This window comes from Paenibacillus xylanilyticus (assembly GCF_009664365.1).
GTDB classification, from domain to species: Bacteria; Bacillota; Bacilli; order Paenibacillales; family Paenibacillaceae; genus Paenibacillus; species Paenibacillus xylanilyticus_A.
Genome location: NZ_CP044310.1, coordinates 733,679 through 750,000 on the forward strand (window position 1 = coordinate 733,679; position 16,322 = coordinate 750,000).

Here is a 16,322-nt window from a genome sequence, read left to right on the forward strand (position 1 = left end):
TTATTATCTAAATTATGAGTGAGGTATCGTAATGACATTCAGTTTTGGTTTTAAACGCTTGCTGCACGAAGAACCCGATTACAGGCAGCTTTTCATGGCAGGATTGGTAAATGGAATTGGTGACCGATTCAGTCAGGTTGCCATGCTGGCCTTGATTCTTGGTACAACTGGTTCCGGTCTTGCCGTAGGTTTGGCGCTCGGGTTGAGGGTGTTTCCTTTTCTTCTTCTGGCTCCGCTAGGGGGTGTATTGACGCTGCGTTTCAGCCGGCGAACGATTATGATTGTGACCAATCTTCTAAGGGTACCTGTGGCTTTAAGCTTTTTGTTCGTACATCAAGCAGATGATCTATGGATTCTCTATACAGCGAGTACGCTGCTTGCATGCGCAGAAGCACTATATGCGCCTGTCCGCAAATCGGGAATCCCCTTGCTTGTACGTTCCGAACACTTGCACCAGATTAATGGGCTCGAACAAGTCATGAACGGATCCGTTCTTATTGTGGGCGCTTTTGTAGGTGGTATCGTCTCGGCTGCATTGGGTCCTCAGGCTGCTTTTGCAACTAATGCACTTGCTTTCCTGATTGCTGCTGCTCTGATCCGCAAGATTTCGTTCCCACCACTTGGAACCAAACAAGTAGATGAATCGGTGGTGAAACAGCCTGGGTATGCTCCAAAGCGTAAAAGCAAAGGGGGGGCCCGTCTGCTGTGGCAGTTCATCTGCTCATCGGTCCCTTTGCAGATTCTTATTGCATTTGAGCTGTGGGTTCCCGTTATTAATGGGATTGATAATGTTCTGATCAGTGTATATGCGATTGAAGTGTTCAAACTCGGAGATTGGGGTGTGGGTCTATTTTACGCAGCACTGGGGATTGGACTTGTGCTCAGCAGCTGGGGTTCTCGTTACTTGCAGCAGTGGCTGCTCCCTGGCGTTATAGCATGTCTGTTGATCGAAGGCTGCTTGTTAATGCTGCTAAGTGAGACCAGGTTCGCATCGGTTGCTGTCCTGATGTATATTTTGCTCGCCTTTACGTCAGGTATGGGAAACACGTGTCTCGATACGCTCCTGATGCGGGAAACACCAGACAAATACCGCGGAATTGTCTATGGTTTAGTGACGGCATGCAGCAGTACGATGCTTGGGTTATCCATGTTTGGCGCAGGCATACTGCTGGAGGTGATGGAACCGCGTAGACTTGGTTTTGCAGGGGGAATGGGATTCGCATGTATTGCGCTCTTGCTCGCGACTTACGCATGGATTCGAAGGGATGCTTTTAAAAGGAGTTAATTCAAAAAGAGTCGCACTGGTGGCGACTCCGGGGATAAGCTTCATTCTGCATTTTGTTTTTGCCTGATTGGAGCAGACTTGCGGATGGAGCGTTGCCCCCAAGCTTTCCGATAGCGGTACAGCACGGCAGCGATCAGTAACAATCCAATGCCTGCAACGATATAGGCTGCATACTGATGTGCAAGATGGAACACCGCGCTCCACTGTGGACCGAATACTTTTCCAATGCCCAGAAATAACACGACCCAGAACAGTGCACCCGAGTATGCATATAGAGCGAATTTGCGAAAAGGAACTGCCGCTATACCTGCGAAGTATCCAGTAAAATGCCGGACACCAGGTATGAAATATCCGATGAAAATCAGAGCATTACCGTATTTGGCGAACCACTTTTGCGTTTTATCCAGCTTGTCCTGTTTGAATAGAAACCACTTTCCGTAACGGACAATGAAGGGCAGACCGGCTTTGGCACCAATGAAGTAAGTGATCGTCATGCCGATGGTTGTTCCGAGAAAGGCAAGGATGGCAAGAATTCCGAAGTCCAGTTGACCCTTGTATGACAGGTATCCTGCGTAAGCCATGGTTGTTTCTCCCGGGAAGGGAAGAGCGATAAATTCCAGCAATAAGCCAAAAAACAAAACGCTGTATCCATAGGATCCGAACAGATGTTGGATCTTCTCAAGCAATTCCAATAGATTCACTCTCCTGAAGACAGGGGAATCGGATGACTCTCCATGCTGTCTTGTATACGATCATTGCAGTCCGCCGTCACATGAAACATTTGCAGTGCTTATCCCCGTAATAGCAGTGATTCCGGTAATAAGTGCCTGTTCATTATGCTACCCAATCCGAAGCCAAGAATCAATCATGAGCTAACCCAAATTGTGAAAAATATAAAACAGAAACGCGTCTTTTTTCGATAAAGCCTCCATATAATTCTAACAAATCTGCTAAAGTCTATCAGCAGAATCACTAGAGACGTTGGAGGATGATTCGTAAATGATGCAGAGACCGGATTTCACAATGGTGGAAAAAGCAGAGCAATCCGTAAAAGCCAGATCCATACATAAGCATGGTTTTCCCGCATGGCCATCGTGTCTGCTTCGTCTTGCGGTAATAATATGCGTATTTGCTTCTTATGCCTGGACAGCATTTCCTTCTTACGCTGCTGGCGCAGAAGCTGCTGCACCTAACAAAGAGAGCAGTAAGGATAAGGTAGTCTATCTGAGTTTTGACGACGGACCAGGCAAGCATACCCGTGAAGTATTGGATATTTTGCGCGAGGAACAGGTAAAGGCTACATTTTTTGTCCTCGGAGAGCAGGCAGAACGTTACCCCGAGCTGATTCAGGCTGCTGTGGAAGAGGGACATGCACTTGGCAATCATACCTATAACCATCATTATGATGAACTGTATAGTGATTTTAAATCGTTCTGGAAACAGGTGAAGCAGACAGAAGACATCGTGAACCGGATCACCGGCTTCCGCCCCAACCTGGTACGTGCACCTGGCGGAACATATGGACATTTTGATCAAAACTATTTCGATCTGCTCCAGTTGGGCGGGTACACCGTGATGGATTGGAATGTCGACAGCGGTGATTCAAAGCGCAAGGGTGTGCCTGCCAAAGAGATTTTGCGCAATTCCACCAAGGTGCCTGCCGGTACCGGTTCAGTAATCTTGTTAATGCACGATGGTGGAGCTCATGCGGAGACGGTCAAGGCGTTACCCGGAATAATCAAATACTACCGGGATCACGGATATCGTTTTGACACCATGAGAGCGGAGGATCCACCTGTGCAATTCCGTGTTCATCCCGAAGGGAAATACAAATCTCGCAAGGCACCTGGCGCCGAGTGGGTGGCGGAGCATGTGAAATTCAATCGCAACCTGTGGTTATCCGGCAAGGAACTCAAGGTAGAGATTGGTCTTGCTGCGGGGACACTGAAGCCAGGGGAATTCCGCGTGGAAGATCAGCGAATTATGGTGCCATTAAGACCGTTTATGAAAAAGTTTGGCGGCAGCATTCGCTGGGACGTGGAATCCAGAACGGCGACTGCGCTATGGAAGGATAGAGTGATCCAGGCGAACAGCGTTAGCGGTGAACTGAAATCCACATCAGCGAATCGATCGAATGATAGAACGATAGAGGGAGCAGTGCAGAGTCAAGGGGGGACGATCTGGGTTCCACTGCGAGAACTGCTGGAATTAATGGGGCTGGATGTATCTTCGCTTCAGTCCAATGAATCCGAGTGGATCGTAAAGGCCAATATGCCTCTTGCGGCAGCGTTAAACTTCTACCTGTACAGAACAATATGAATTAACGCATCCAGACACGACTAATCTCTCTACTTCCGGGCAACAATGAATCATAGATTACTATGGCTCTGAATGCCCAGAATGGAAGGAGAATGAGGGATGTCGTATATTCGAATGGAACATGAACATGCGGTCGAGCTGCTGAGCAGGGTGATCAAGCGGGTCGAGAGTGTAATTATAGGCAAAAAACAAGAGATTCAATATGTCCTTACTGCAATGCTAGGTGGGGGTCACGTGCTTCTGGAAGATGTACCGGGGACAGGAAAAACAATGCTGGTTCGGGCTGTCGCCTCATCATTGAGCTGTTCCATGGGTCGTATTCAATTCACTTCCGATGTTATGCCTGCAGATGTTACTGGGACATCCATGTACCACCCTCACACGAGTGGATTTACATTCCGGCCAGGTCCTGTCATGTCCAACATTGTACTGGCTGACGAGATTAATCGGGCATCGCCCCGGACCCAGTCAGCGCTGCTGGAAGCAATGGAAGAACGACGGATTACAGTGGATGGTACGACACATGCCTTGCCAAAGCCGTTCTTTTTGCTGGCAACGCAAAATCCGCTGCAGTTCGAGGGCACATATCGGTTACCTGAAGCGCAGCTGGATCGTTTTCTAATGCGAATAGGACTCGGTTACCCGGAGCCGGAACAGGAAGTCGAGCTGTTAACCAGAGGGCAGAGCAGAGAGCTGCTGGATGAACTTCGTCCAGTGGTGCTCGCGGAAGAAGTGAGTGCGATGCAGCGCGAAGTTAGACATGTGCACGTTGATTCCGTAGTCAAGCAGTACCTGGTTGCCGTGACAGTAGCTACGCGTAATCATCCGGCCGTGAGGCTCGGCATCAGTCCACGCGGAACACTGGCCTGGATGGTTGCGACGCAAGCATATGCCTATCTGCAGGGGCGAAGCTATGTCATTCCGGATGATGTCAAAGAGGTGGCTCAGCCTGTGCTTGCCCATCGAATCGGGTTGAAAGGGCAGAACAGGACGGAGGCATTCCGAGGTCAGGAACAAGTCATTCAGGATGCACTAGCATCGGTTCCCGTGCCTGTGCAAATGACAGCTCAGGGAAGGGGCCGGCGATCATGACCGCGCCTGTTCAATGGCTATTCCATGCAGTCTTGGCAGCAGCTTTTGCTTGTCTATATCTATGGCATGGAGGCAAGGCGGCGCTGTTTTTGTCCATTACCGTCTCTCTCATCCTGATTAGCGGTCTGGTCAGTCATCTATTGGGGCCGCGCCGTATTCGCATTCGCCGGCAAATGAATTCGGAACGAATAATGGTTGGGGAGATGGTGCGTGTTCAGGTGGAAGTGGAGTTCGAATGCCGAATTCCACTGCTTTGGATCATGCTCTGTGAGGATACACCCGCTGGAGTGCATCGAAAATTACTTTTTCCGGGAATGAGACGCAAGTTTGCTTACCAATATCAAATGTCCGGCTTGCGAAGAGGGTTGTATCAATGGGGCTCAGGCCAACTGTACTGGGGAGATGTATTCGGATGGAATACCGTCTCTGCGGAAACGGTGGGCGGGACATCTCTTGCTGTCGTTCCATCTGGATCAACATTCGGTGATCGTGAGTCTGAAGCATTTGCTGCTATAGATGAGGGGAGTTCGGCAAATACAAAAACCAGTCAAGGTAACCGAAGTCCCGAGTTCCGTGAGTATCAGCCAGGAGATCCCTTGGGACGCATTCATTGGAAAAGTACGGCCAAGACGGGCAAACTTCAAACCTTTTTGCCTGAAATATCGGAATCAACATCTTTGGGTATTCTGCTGTATGAAGGTAAGACTGGCTACGAACGACGAGTCCAGGGGGCGAAGGAGCATCCGGCGTTTGAACGTGCCATTAACATGGCTGCCCGATGGGTGTTTACAGCTGTTCGCGATGATGTTCCCTATCAACTCTGGAGGACAGGGGTAGAGGCTGGTCCGGATAAGCAGCCCGGTTGGTTAAGCGATCTCATCCATGCCGATCATGTAAATCTGTCACTGGACAGCTTGGCCCAGGCAAGTATATCAAGTGCTGACTTATCTGTTTCATCGCTGGCGGATACAACCATGCTGGATCAGTGGCCTGCGGGGACACGCATTGTTGTCCTTACGGGCAGACTGGATGCCGTGCTGACGGGATGGGTGCTGGGTGCTGCTGAGCTCGGACATGAAATAGAAGTGCAGTTAACCGAAACACCAATGGGTGAGGAACAAGCCAAAGGAAATACAGTTCAGGGAGGGCCTGAGAATCCGGCTGAGCAGTGGACGGAACAGCTTCGGCTTAGCGGGGTAAGAGTCAGCTCAGTTGCAGACCAATCCATGCCTTTCGTTGGAAAGGCGGGTGTCTCGGATGTGGGAGCGTAATCATGGTGGTCGTGGTGATATGACGGTTGTCCAATCTGCCGAAGAAGTTTCGGTACTAGGTCAGGGATCCAAATCCCAGCGTTCTAAGAGAGAGCCTGCCGTGTATAAGATCAGCATTTCTGTTCTGCTGCTGCTTCTCTCCCTGGAATGGATCTACCCGATTACTTCGTCGGGACAGCAGGGAAGTGGGCGTTTTCTGACGGTGATGGCCGGACTTACGGGTGCACTCCTGATGGCAGGATTATTGCGTACAGGCTGGATGTTGGGGATGGCGGTTCGACTGCTTGTGGCTCTTACTGCTCTATGCCTGATGTATGGAGGCAGTGATCCTGCCGGTTGGGCTCTCGGTTACCCGGAAACATGGATGGAGGATATACGCTCATTCATGGAAAGTGGACACTTTTATTCCATCAGTGCGGAGACGAGAGGTTTGTTGATGATGTGTGGGTGGAGCATGCTCATGGCTTCCGTGCAGTCCCTTGTGTTGATGCGGCGGAGTGTGATGCTGTTCGGCAGTGCTACCCTGCTTTATTTGCTGCTCCTGGAAACATTGGCCGGGCTGGATGTCTACGCCTCCGTCGTGCGATCTGTTCTATGGATACTGCTGATCCAGACCATTCTCCAACTGCTCCGTCTGTTGGAAGGGGGCACAACACCAACCTTTCACCAATATCCCTATATTCGTTGGTGTACGGTGGCTGCTGCAGCAGCAGCGGGGATGGTATTGCTTGCTGCTCTGCCCGGACGTGTTGTCCCGGTACCTGAGCCTGAACGGATATCGCTTGATCAGATTGGAGAACGCCTTGCCCGCTGGGCAGGCTATACACCACGCGGCAGCATCCCTGCTTCGGCATCTGTCACGGGATACAGTACATCTGATGCGCCGATGGGATCTCCATTGGTACAAGGAAATGCTGTCTTTTTTACAGCGAAGAGTCCTCAAGTCACGTATTGGCGCGGGGAGACTCGTTCCTATTATAACGGCAGTACATGGAGTGATCCTGCACAAAACTTTCAAAAGGCCAGCCCGGCAGGGCTGTTTCGTGCCGATGGCTGGGAGAACCAAACCTACTGGACACGTATTCGCCAAACGGTCACGATGGAGCGTCCGTGGAGGGGACCTAATCCGCTCTTTACGGGAGGAGTACCTCTGAACCTGTCCTTTCAGGATACCAATGAACAGAACGAGGAAAATAGAATGGCCCTGCTCTCCAATGCAGACTCGGCTACACTCTGGCTTGCCGGATCCAGCAGTCGTGAACCGATCCAAACGTATACAACCGATGTCATGATTCCCACCGCGTCGCCAGAACAGCTTCGTCTATTGGGCGATGCGCATAGTTCAAGTCAGGATCCCGCAGCCATCCGCAGAACCTACCTACAGCTGCCCGAATCTCTCCCTGAACGGGTACGATTACTTGCGAGTGACATTATCCAGAAGAGCGAAACGCGTTATGATGCAGTCCAGGCAGTACGGACCTACCTGGCAGAGCATGCCAAATATACACTGGACACGCGCATGCCGCCTCGCGGAACGGATTTCGTCGATGACTTTCTGTTTGTCACAGGGGAAGGCTACTGCAATCACTTCTCCACGGCGATGGTTGTATTGCTTCGTGCAGAGGGAATTCCCGCCCGTTGGGTAAAGGGATTCAGTGCAGGTTCACCGGACCCTGAGGTACCGGGTCGGTATGTCGTTACCCAGGGCGATGCACATTCCTGGGTGGAGGTGTATTTCCCCGGCGCAGGCTGGATGCCGTTCGAGGCTACGCCGGGCTTCGCATTGCCGCAAGGTGGTGCCACGGACGCCGCAGCAGTCGCCGGGGCGCAGCCCGGCGAGGAGATCCCGCCACAATCTGGCGGCGGGATCGGTGGTGCGGGCGCCTGGCTGCTGGCCCGCGCGCGTGCTCTTGCCGCGGAGCCATGGCTCGCGGCAGCTTTTGCGGCAGCGGCGCTGCTGGCCGCTGCCGGGGCCTTGCGCATGCGGCGGCTTCGCCCCGCGCTGCGGCTGAGGCTGCTGCTGGCATGGCCGCGCAGCAGCTTCCCCGACCGTGAGCGGCTGCTCAGCGCCGCAGCTCCGGTCTGGGCCGCGCTCGCGCGGCGGTACGGCCCGCGGCCGCCGGGGATGACGCTGCGGGAGTATGCAGCGTCACCCGCCCTGGCCGCAGGCACGGACGCCGCGGACATCGCGCGGTTTGCAGCCGACTGGGAACGGCTGCTGTATGGGCCGGACCGTCCGCTGCGCGCGGACAGTCTTGAATTCCTGCGCCGGGCACTTCGCCTTGCCCGGCGCCTGCAATTACCATAACATCGCCCAGGGACGTCTTGCTCGCCGAAGTGCGGACAAGGCGTCTTTGGGCGATTTCTTATGAAGCGAATGGAAGTGGGGAATTTGTAGAAAACTCACAATGAAGGTGTCTTCATATCAAATGTTGTAAACTGCCCACAAAAAGGAGTTTCGTCTTTCCTTGACGGTATGTTTTGTCGTTGCGTATAATTAGTTTCATTAATTGAGGGAGGCACGGTAATGAATAAGCAAAATGAAATTGTGGTTGTCCTTGACTTTGGGGGCCAATACAACCAGTTAATCGCCAGAAGAATCCGGGATCTTGGCGTATACAGCGAGCTTTTGCCGTATAACACACCGGCAGAGAAAATCGCAGAATTGGCACCAAAAGGTATAGTTTTCTCCGGAGGTCCTTCCAGCGTGTACGCTGAGAACGCTCCGCATGTAGATCCGGGTGTGTATGATCTGGGACTGCCAATCTTCGGGATTTGCTACGGTATGCAGCTTATGGCACAGCAGCTTGAAGGTAAAGTAGAGCGTTCCGAGAAACGTGAGTACGGAAAAGCAGACCTTGAGTTTGCTGCAGGTGCTGCACTGGCACAGGGCATTGAAGGCGAACATACCGTATGGATGAGTCATGGTGACCATGTAGTTACATTGCCTCCGGGCTTCAAACTGGATGCAGGCACGGAAAGTGCGCCGATCGCTGCGATGAGTAACGATGAGCGCAAATTGTATGCTGTTCAGTTCCACCCGGAAGTACGTCACTCTGTTCGTGGTAACGATATGATTAGCAACTTCCTGTTTAACATCTGTGGTTGCGAAGGCAACTGGACGATGGAAACATTCATTGACGACACCATCAAGGATATTCGTGAAAAAGTGGGCGACGGTAAAGTACTGTGTGCACTCAGCGGTGGCGTGGATTCTTCCGTTGTGGCTGCATTGCTTCACAAAGCGATCGGTGACCAACTGACATGTATGTTCATTGACCACGGTCTGCTGCGCAAAGGCGAAGCCGAAAGCGTAATGGAGACGTTTGTTGGCAAATTCGACATGAAGGTTGTCAAAATCGATGCACAGGAGCGCTTCATGTCCAAGCTGGCTGGCGTGGATGATCCGGAACAAAAACGTAAAATTATCGGTAACGAGTTTATTTACGTATTTGATGAAGAGTCCAAGCAGTTTGATGATTTCGAATTCCTGGCGCAAGGTACGCTGTACACGGACATCGTGGAAAGTGGAACAGCAACAGCACAAACGATCAAATCTCACCACAACGTGGGTGGATTGCCTGAAGATATGAACTTTAAGCTGATTGAACCACTGAGCACCCTGTTTAAGGATGAAGTGCGTAAAGTGGGTACAGAGTGCGGCCTGCCGGACGAAATTGTACACCGTCAGCCTTTCCCAGGTCCGGGTCTGGCGATCCGTGTTCTTGGAGAAGTTACGGAAGAGAAGCTTAAAATCGTTCGTGATTCCGACTACATCCTGCGCGAGGAGATTGGCAAAGCAGGTCTGGACCGCGAAATTTGGCAATACTTCACGGCTCTGCCGAACATGAAGAGCGTAGGTGTTATGGGTGATGCTCGTACGTATTCCTACACTGTAGGTATTCGTGCCGTAACATCCATCGACGGTATGACGGCCGACTGGGCACGTATCCCTTGGGATGTACTGGAGAAAATCTCCGTACGTATCGTAAATGAAGTTGATAACGTTAACCGGATCGTCTATGACGTAACATCCAAACCACCAGCAACGATTGAGTGGGAATAGGTTTACGAACAAACGGTATTGAACGAAAAGAAACTCCCTTTGATCATGTATTACACATGTCAAAGGGAGTTTTTTTGTTATGCCAGTAATGGGTTTACAAAGGCTTAATTCATTCAGGCCTTTCAGTGTTATCGGTGTAGTACAGCCGGAAAATAATGTCCTGATTATGGTTACCGAATCCTTCTCCGAATAACGTAACGCCGCCGATGTGCTCTGCATCTTCCTTGACCGCAATGCGCAGGGACCAGTAGCTATTACGGATGCCAATATCATCGATGGTAACATCGGACAATTTCACACCATCCATAAACGTGCCTTCCTTTTTGATAATGAGATGTTTCAGGAGGCCGTATTGATTTACACTTTCAAACCACCAAGGCGGATTCAGTTTGCCTTTTCCTCCAAAGTCACCAGGGCTCGTCCACATTCCTACCTCAACGCCATTAACGATAAACGAAATATCGGAAGGCCAGTTGTTGTTGGTAAGAGGTGCCTCGGAAGAGATCTCCATCGATATCTCCAATTCCTCCGGATTCTCATCTCCCATTAGGTAATTGGGTACCTTGTATTCAATATATCCTTGACCAAACCACAGGATTTTGGCTTTCAGTCGGTCCGGATCAAGGAAATACCGGGGATCATCAAAGATACCAATGATGGAATCTCTTGTACATATGCCGCAAGTCGGCTTGATCTGCAGATCAGTGAAATGCCCTACGGATATTTCGGTTTTGTGAATCTCACGCTGGATGACGTCCTTGGTCGGGAATGCGATTTCAAGAGTGTCCATACGAAGAGAGCAGACCTTTTGGGCCGCTCCACCTTTGCCCGGAGCCATGTTGGATTCGATCACACCGGCTTTTTCTAATTTTTTGACATGCATGGTCATGATGGCACTACTAAGTCCAAGCGCTTCGGCCAGTTCTTTTATATTCATAGAGTTTTTAGACAGCAGATGAACGATCTGAATGCGCACACTGCTAGAAAGGGCTTCGAAGATATGCAGGTTTTTTTCGTTCAGGTCGATTTTCAATGTAATTCCTCCGAAGAAATGAAATATTAACATTTATATGAATAGTAAATGTAGAATATTATAATATCGGAATTCGAAAATAATCACAACGTTTTTATATAAATAATACCAGATATACAACTTAAAAACAGAACAATTCGGAAAAATGTAAAAACAAACCATGAAATAACCAAAAAAACCCTGCCAACTCATTGACACGTGCTGCTTGATAACTTAATATTTAGGTGAATTAATAACAGATTTACGAATATATAAACAAAAACATTAACCTATTGTGCAGAACAGGAGATGACAACGTGAGTACAGTTTCGAAGCAGGAATCATTTGTTAATCCGATTATACCGCAACGAGCCGATCCATGGGTATACAAACATACCGACGGCTATTATTATTTTACAGGTTCCGTGCCTGAGTATAATCGAATTGAGGTTAGAAGAGCTCGCTCTGTTCAAGAGCTGGATAGCGCTGAGCCGGTCGTAGTATGGCGCAAATATGACGAAGGACCGATGAGTGCCAACATTTGGGCACCGGAAATTCATTTTGTCCACGGTAAATGGTATATCTATTTTGCTGCAGCACGAACAACGGCTACGGTGGAAGGGCTTTTTGATCATCGCATGTTCGTGTTGGAAAATGCCTCAGCTAACCCGCTTGAAGGCGTTTGGGAAGAAAAGGGGCAAATCAAGACAAAATGGGAAAGTTTCGCACTTGATGCGACCTCATTCCTACATAATGACGTTCAATATTTGGTCTGGGCACAGAAAGATCCGGACATCGTGGGCAATTCCAACCTGTATATTGCATCCATGGAAAATCCGTGGACACTCGCTTCCGAACAGGTGATGATTGCTGAACCGACGCATGATTGGGAGAAAATCGGTTTTCTGGTCAATGAAGGTGCAGCAGTGTTGAATAGAAATGGCAAAATATTTATATCCTTCTCCGCAAGTGCTACAGATCATAATTATTGCATGGGGTTGCTGTATGCAGAGGAAGGGAGCGACCTGTTGTCACCGAAAAGTTGGACAAAGCTTCCAGCCCCTGTATTTCAAACCGATGTAGAGGCGGGACAATACGGTCCCGGGCATAACAGTTTCACCGTGTCGGAGGACGGAAGTCAGGATATTTTGGTCTATCATGCTCGCAATTATAAAGAAATTGAGGGAGATCCACTCTATGATCCGAATCGCCACATGCGGGCACAGGTCTTTGGTTGGGACGAGTTTGGATTCCCGTACTTTGGCAAACCCGTTCCAGATGGTCGTCCTGTGAACGTATAGAGCTATAACATAAATAAAAAATAAAAATGGAACAAAGTGGTTGACAAATGTAAGCGCTATGAATTACGATAAATTCACACAAATGTTAATGATTAATTTATGTATTAACGTTTGTGTGATAGAGCGAAGGGAGTGCTCCTAGGCAAGCTTCCTTCAGTAAGGGTACTTTAGCAGCAGGGCCGGTTTCCGAGAAGAAAATTGCAGAGCCCTGTGATTTTCTTGAATATTTGAATGCGTTTACAAATGTGCTTAGGATTGATTATTCTAGGGGGGTTCTTGTGTGAAACGTACAAAAAAAGGTTTTGTAATCATGGTATCTACACTGCTTCTGCTGGTTTTTGTGCTGTCGGGTTGCAGCTCAGACGACAAAAATACGATTACGTTCTGGACGCCTCTGACTGGAGAAGATGGAGCTTATATGGACCAGTTAGTTAAAGAATATAACGCCACTGAACCAGAAATCAAATTAAAACATGTAATTACGTCTGATATGTACACCAAGCTGTCTACGGTAATTAACTCCGGTAAAGGGATTCCGGATCTGGCTATTATCCATGCTGACCGTGTTCCGGGCTTTGTGAAGCAAAACGTACTTGAGCCCATGACTGCAATGCTGGCCGCGCAGCCGGAAATCAAGGAAGAGAACTATTTGCCCCAAGCATGGTCGACAGGAACCATTGATGGAACACAGTACACTGTTCCTCTCGATATCCACAGTAATGCGATGTACTACAACAAGGATTTGCTGAAAAAGTATAACGCAGAATCATTCCTGGATGATGATATTGTCACGATTGATGAGATGCTTTCCTTGCAAGGCAAATTAGATGAAGGAGACTTCGTCGTAAATGATGCTTTGCTCGGATGGGTTATCCTCGGACAATTGCAGAATGTGGGCGGAGATGTGCAGAAAGATGGGAAACCAGCGCTGAACACTCCAGAAATGAAGGCTGCATTTGAAAGTGTCAAAAAGATCGCCGATGCCGGTCTCATGACTCCGTTCGGTGAAGATGGTTACCTGATGTTCCAATCCGGTAATGTCCTGTTTTCTACAGATGGTACATGGAGCTCGACCGCTCATGCTACTGTTGAAGGTCTGAATTTCGGCGTGACCAATGTGTATTCACCTACAGCTGATAAGTTTACAAACCGTTCTTCGTCCCACCTGTTTGCCATGCTGAACAATGAAGCGAGAACAGATGAGAAGGAACAAGGGATCGGTAAATTCCTGGAGTTTATACGTCAGAATTCAATGGAATGGGCCAAAGCGGGACAGACTGTTGCGAGTAAACAGGTTATCGAGAGTCCGGAGTACAAAGACTACATGCAGTCGTTCTTTACTTCGAATGAGAAGGAGATTGAATCGCTCTACATCTACACGTACGAGTATTACCCGTATGTAGCTGAAGCGGTTGACAAATACGCGGCTGATATTGTTCGTGGCAATGTGGAGCTGGATGCGACACTGCAAACCATGCAAAAAGAGGTTGAGGACAAAATTGCTCAAGGAAGCAGTGGGGGCCAGTAACACTTGAATTGCATAACGGATGTACTGTACATCTCGCCATTCTACTGTAATAGAAGCAATGTGTCGCAAGAGTGACACATTGCTTTTCCCAAAGGAGAAATGAAAGGATATGAATAAACGATCATTTGCACCGTTCTTATTTGTCGGTCCTCATCTAATCCTGTTTTTGGTGTTTATACTGCTGCCGACGATCTACGGGATTTATGCCTCTTTCACCAGATGGAACCTAATCAACGATCCGGTTTGGGTCGGTTTTGAAAATTATAGGACGATCCTGTTCGACCAGGATTCCTCATTTCATTTTCAATTCTTTAATGGTTTGAAGAATACGTTGATTTTCGTAGCGCTGAGCGTTCCGCCGTTAATCATTATTCCGCTGCTTGTTGCTGTAGCCCTTGAACATAAAAAGGTGAAATTCAAAGGCTTCATGCAGGCGATTATCTATATTCCAGGTATGATCTCCATATCTGCCGCAGCGCTCATCTGGTCTCTTATTTTCAATAAACAGCTCGGCATCACGGGTAACGTATTTGGATCAGAGATATCCTGGGCTGCCAATCAACCGTATGCTTGGATCATTATTATTGTGATATCTGTGTGGGGAGCGGTCGGAGGTAACATGATTATCTATCGCGCTTCCATTAATGGTGTACCTAGCGATCTGTATGAAGCAGCCGAGATGGATGGTGCCGGTCCGGTACGCCGATTCTTCAGCATTACGCTGCCTTCCATCCGTTTCCCGTTGATCTTTACATTTGTCATGACAACAGCGGGTTCGTTTAACGTATTTGGTCAGCCGCTGATGATGACCGATGGTGGACCGCAGCAGACTACGCATGTTCTTATGATGTATATTCGCCAGCTTGCGTTTGGCTCCGGTGAGTCAGTGGCAGGTATGGCTTCCGCCATGGCTGTGCTGTTAGGACTGGTTATTCTGGTCATCTCCGCATTGCAATATTACGTAATGAACCGGAACGCCAATTAGAGGAGCAGGATCGAACGTGGATCGGGAAGGAGCAGGTATATCAACATGGTCAAAAAAATAAGTATCTCCAAATATATATCCTATCTATTTTTGGTAACCATTTGTGTCATATGGGTGGTGCCCGTTATTTTCGGGATTACGACTTCATTTCGCTCGCAGGCAGAAGTGGTGTCGGCCGGGTTCCGATTATTTCCCAAAGAGTGGGACTTTAATAACTACGTCGCCATACTGGACAATACATCCACGGCTCCGATTCTGAGATGGTTGAGCAACTCACTGCTCATTGCAGTATCTCACACGGTGCTTGTCGTTTTTATCATTTCCCTTACAGGCTATGGATACACAAGGTTGAAGTTCAAAGGGAGAGATGCCTTGTTTTTCACGCTTCTCGGGATTTCATTTTTCCCGGGTGTCGTTAACCTGATCCCTTCCTACAAAATCATTGAGGCGCTTGGATGGGTCAATACAGCTTGGGCCATGATTATTCCGGGACTGGCTGGTATGGGGAATATCTTCCTCGTTCGTCAGTTCATGAAAGGAATACCTGGCGAGCTGGACGAGTCTGCTAAGGTTGATGGTGCAAGTGATTTCCGGATCTATTACTCCATTATTTTACCCCTGGTGAAACCGGTATTGATTGTGTGTGGTCTTTTCTCGTTCATTGGGTCCTGGAATGACTTCTTATGGCCGGTTATCGTATACACAGATGTTGAGAAAATGCCGATTACCGCTGGATTGCTGTTACTGCAGGATATCTACGGCAACTATCGCATGATTGGACAACTGATGGGTTCGGCAATTCTGGCCATTATTCCGACACTCGTGCTGTTTATTTTTGCACAAAAGTATTTCCTGCAATCGATTAACCTGAATTCGGGAATTAAAGGTTAAATGCTGAGTTACTGCATTGTTTGTTAAACTGTTATTTTATAGTAGGAATGATGTATGGGTTGTATTATGAGCTGCCGTATATACGGTGGCTTTTTTACGATAAAATTTATAGCGCTTTCAAAACACGAACGTTCCCGTGGGAACATATAATTAACATTCGTTTTTATCATTGACAGAAAAGGCCGGCGCTTCTAAAATAGGGATGGGAAAACAAACAAATAGCGCATACTACTTCGTATAATCCTGGGGATATGGCCCGGGAGTTTCTACAAGATCACCCTAATGATCTGGCTACGAGCAGGAGAGGCTAAGCACAGCAAAAGTTCTATATGACTGCGTGGTTAACTATAATGGACGCACATTAGAATTTTTTTTGTTCTTGGCGATAGGCTACACCTCTCCTGATAGCTAACCCTGGGTGAAGTAAGTCCGTCCAGGGTCTTTGTCGTTTTTCAAAATGGCTTCAACATCTCTAAGGGGGAGTTAGTGGATTATGGATCGTTTCTTTAAACTAAAAGAAAACGGAACGAATGTTAGAACGGAGATTGTTGCGGGTCTTACTACCTTTATGA

The 16,322-nt window shown here is 48.6% G+C and carries 13 protein-coding genes and 1 riboswitch (1 of these 14 cut by a window edge); of the genes, 11 read left to right on the forward strand and 2 right to left on the reverse strand.

All coding sequences use genetic code 11. The annotated features are described in order from the left end of the window. Positions 1 to 31: 31 nt before the first annotated feature. On the forward strand, positions 32 to 1,285 hold the full coding sequence (locus tag F4V51_RS03455) for an MFS transporter (RefSeq protein ID WP_153976862.1): 1,254 nt from the start codon (positions 32 to 34) through the stop codon (positions 1,283 to 1,285). A gap of 41 nt (positions 1,286 to 1,326) precedes the next feature. Here F4V51_RS03455 and F4V51_RS03460 read toward each other — a convergent pair whose 3' ends face one another. Next, the gene (locus F4V51_RS03460; protein ID WP_153976863.1) at positions 1,327 to 1,977 is read right to left on the reverse strand and encodes a DedA family protein; all 651 of its coding nucleotides are present in this window, start codon (positions 1,975 to 1,977) and stop codon (positions 1,327 to 1,329) included. A gap of 307 nt (positions 1,978 to 2,284) precedes the next feature. On the opposite strand from F4V51_RS03460, the gene F4V51_RS03465 reads away from it, so the two are divergent. The 5 genes from F4V51_RS03465 to guaA all read left to right on the forward strand — a co-directional run bounded on the left by F4V51_RS03465 (position 2,285) and on the right by guaA (position 10,033). Beyond that, positions 2,285 to 3,604: a polysaccharide deacetylase gene (locus tag F4V51_RS03465; RefSeq protein WP_236146683.1), complete on the forward strand. Its 1,320-nt coding sequence runs from the start codon at positions 2,285 to 2,287 to the stop codon at positions 3,602 to 3,604. 99 nt (positions 3,605 to 3,703) lie between these two features. Further along, positions 3,704 to 4,696, forward strand: a complete 993-nt coding sequence (locus F4V51_RS03470; RefSeq protein ID WP_153976864.1) for an AAA family ATPase — start codon at positions 3,704 to 3,706, stop codon at positions 4,694 to 4,696. Then, positions 4,693 to 5,967, forward strand: coding sequence for a DUF58 domain-containing protein (locus F4V51_RS03475; protein WP_153976865.1), 1,275 nt, complete (start codon positions 4,693 to 4,695; stop codon positions 5,965 to 5,967). The genes F4V51_RS03470 and F4V51_RS03475 overlap by 4 nt, the downstream gene beginning before the upstream one ends. Further along, on the forward strand, positions 5,954 to 8,275 hold the full coding sequence (locus tag F4V51_RS03480) for a DUF4129 domain-containing transglutaminase family protein (RefSeq protein WP_153976866.1): 2,322 nt from the start codon (positions 5,954 to 5,956) through the stop codon (positions 8,273 to 8,275). The genes F4V51_RS03475 and F4V51_RS03480 overlap by 14 nt, the downstream gene beginning before the upstream one ends. 219 nt (positions 8,276 to 8,494) lie before the next feature. Continuing rightward, positions 8,495 to 10,033: a glutamine-hydrolyzing GMP synthase gene (gene guaA / locus F4V51_RS03485; RefSeq protein WP_153976867.1), complete on the forward strand. Its 1,539-nt coding sequence runs from the start codon at positions 8,495 to 8,497 to the stop codon at positions 10,031 to 10,033. Positions 10,034 to 10,142: 109 nt separating this feature from the next. Here the strand turns inward: guaA and F4V51_RS03490 are convergent, their stop codons facing one another. Then, positions 10,143 to 11,066, reverse strand: a complete 924-nt coding sequence (locus F4V51_RS03490; protein WP_153976868.1) for an ArsR/SmtB family transcription factor — start codon at positions 11,064 to 11,066, stop codon at positions 10,143 to 10,145. Positions 11,067 to 11,362: 296 nt separating this feature from the next. Between F4V51_RS03490 and F4V51_RS03495 the strand changes: the two genes are divergently transcribed. The 5 genes from F4V51_RS03495 to F4V51_RS03515 all read left to right on the forward strand — a co-directional run. Further along, complete coding sequence (locus F4V51_RS03495) at positions 11,363 to 12,346, forward strand: glycoside hydrolase family 43 protein (RefSeq protein ID WP_153976869.1); 984 nt, start codon at positions 11,363 to 11,365, stop codon at positions 12,344 to 12,346. 310 nt (positions 12,347 to 12,656) lie between these two features. Beyond that, entirely contained in the window at positions 12,657 to 13,874 is a 1,218-nt protein-coding gene (locus tag F4V51_RS03500) for an extracellular solute-binding protein (protein ID WP_153980542.1), read from the forward strand. Between the two features lie 109 nt (positions 13,875 to 13,983). Then, positions 13,984 to 14,859, forward strand: coding sequence for a carbohydrate ABC transporter permease (locus tag F4V51_RS03505; protein WP_095293154.1), 876 nt, complete (start codon positions 13,984 to 13,986; stop codon positions 14,857 to 14,859). Positions 14,860 to 14,904: 45 nt separating this feature from the next. Continuing rightward, positions 14,905 to 15,750 carry a carbohydrate ABC transporter permease gene (locus F4V51_RS03510; RefSeq protein ID WP_095293153.1) on the forward strand — a complete coding sequence of 282 codons (846 nt, stop codon included), beginning with the start codon at positions 14,905 to 14,907 and terminating at the stop codon, positions 15,748 to 15,750. Between the two features lie 213 nt (positions 15,751 to 15,963). Then, positions 15,964 to 16,064, forward strand: a riboswitch (purine riboswitch). 179 nt (positions 16,065 to 16,243) lie between these two features. Next, positions 16,244 to 16,322 carry the 5' end (the start) of an NCS2 family permease gene (locus tag F4V51_RS03515; protein ID WP_153976870.1) on the forward strand. The gene runs 1,298 nt beyond the window's last position, so 79 of the gene's 1,377 nt are visible here — the first part of the coding sequence; the start codon lies at positions 16,244 to 16,246; its stop codon lies beyond the right edge, outside the window.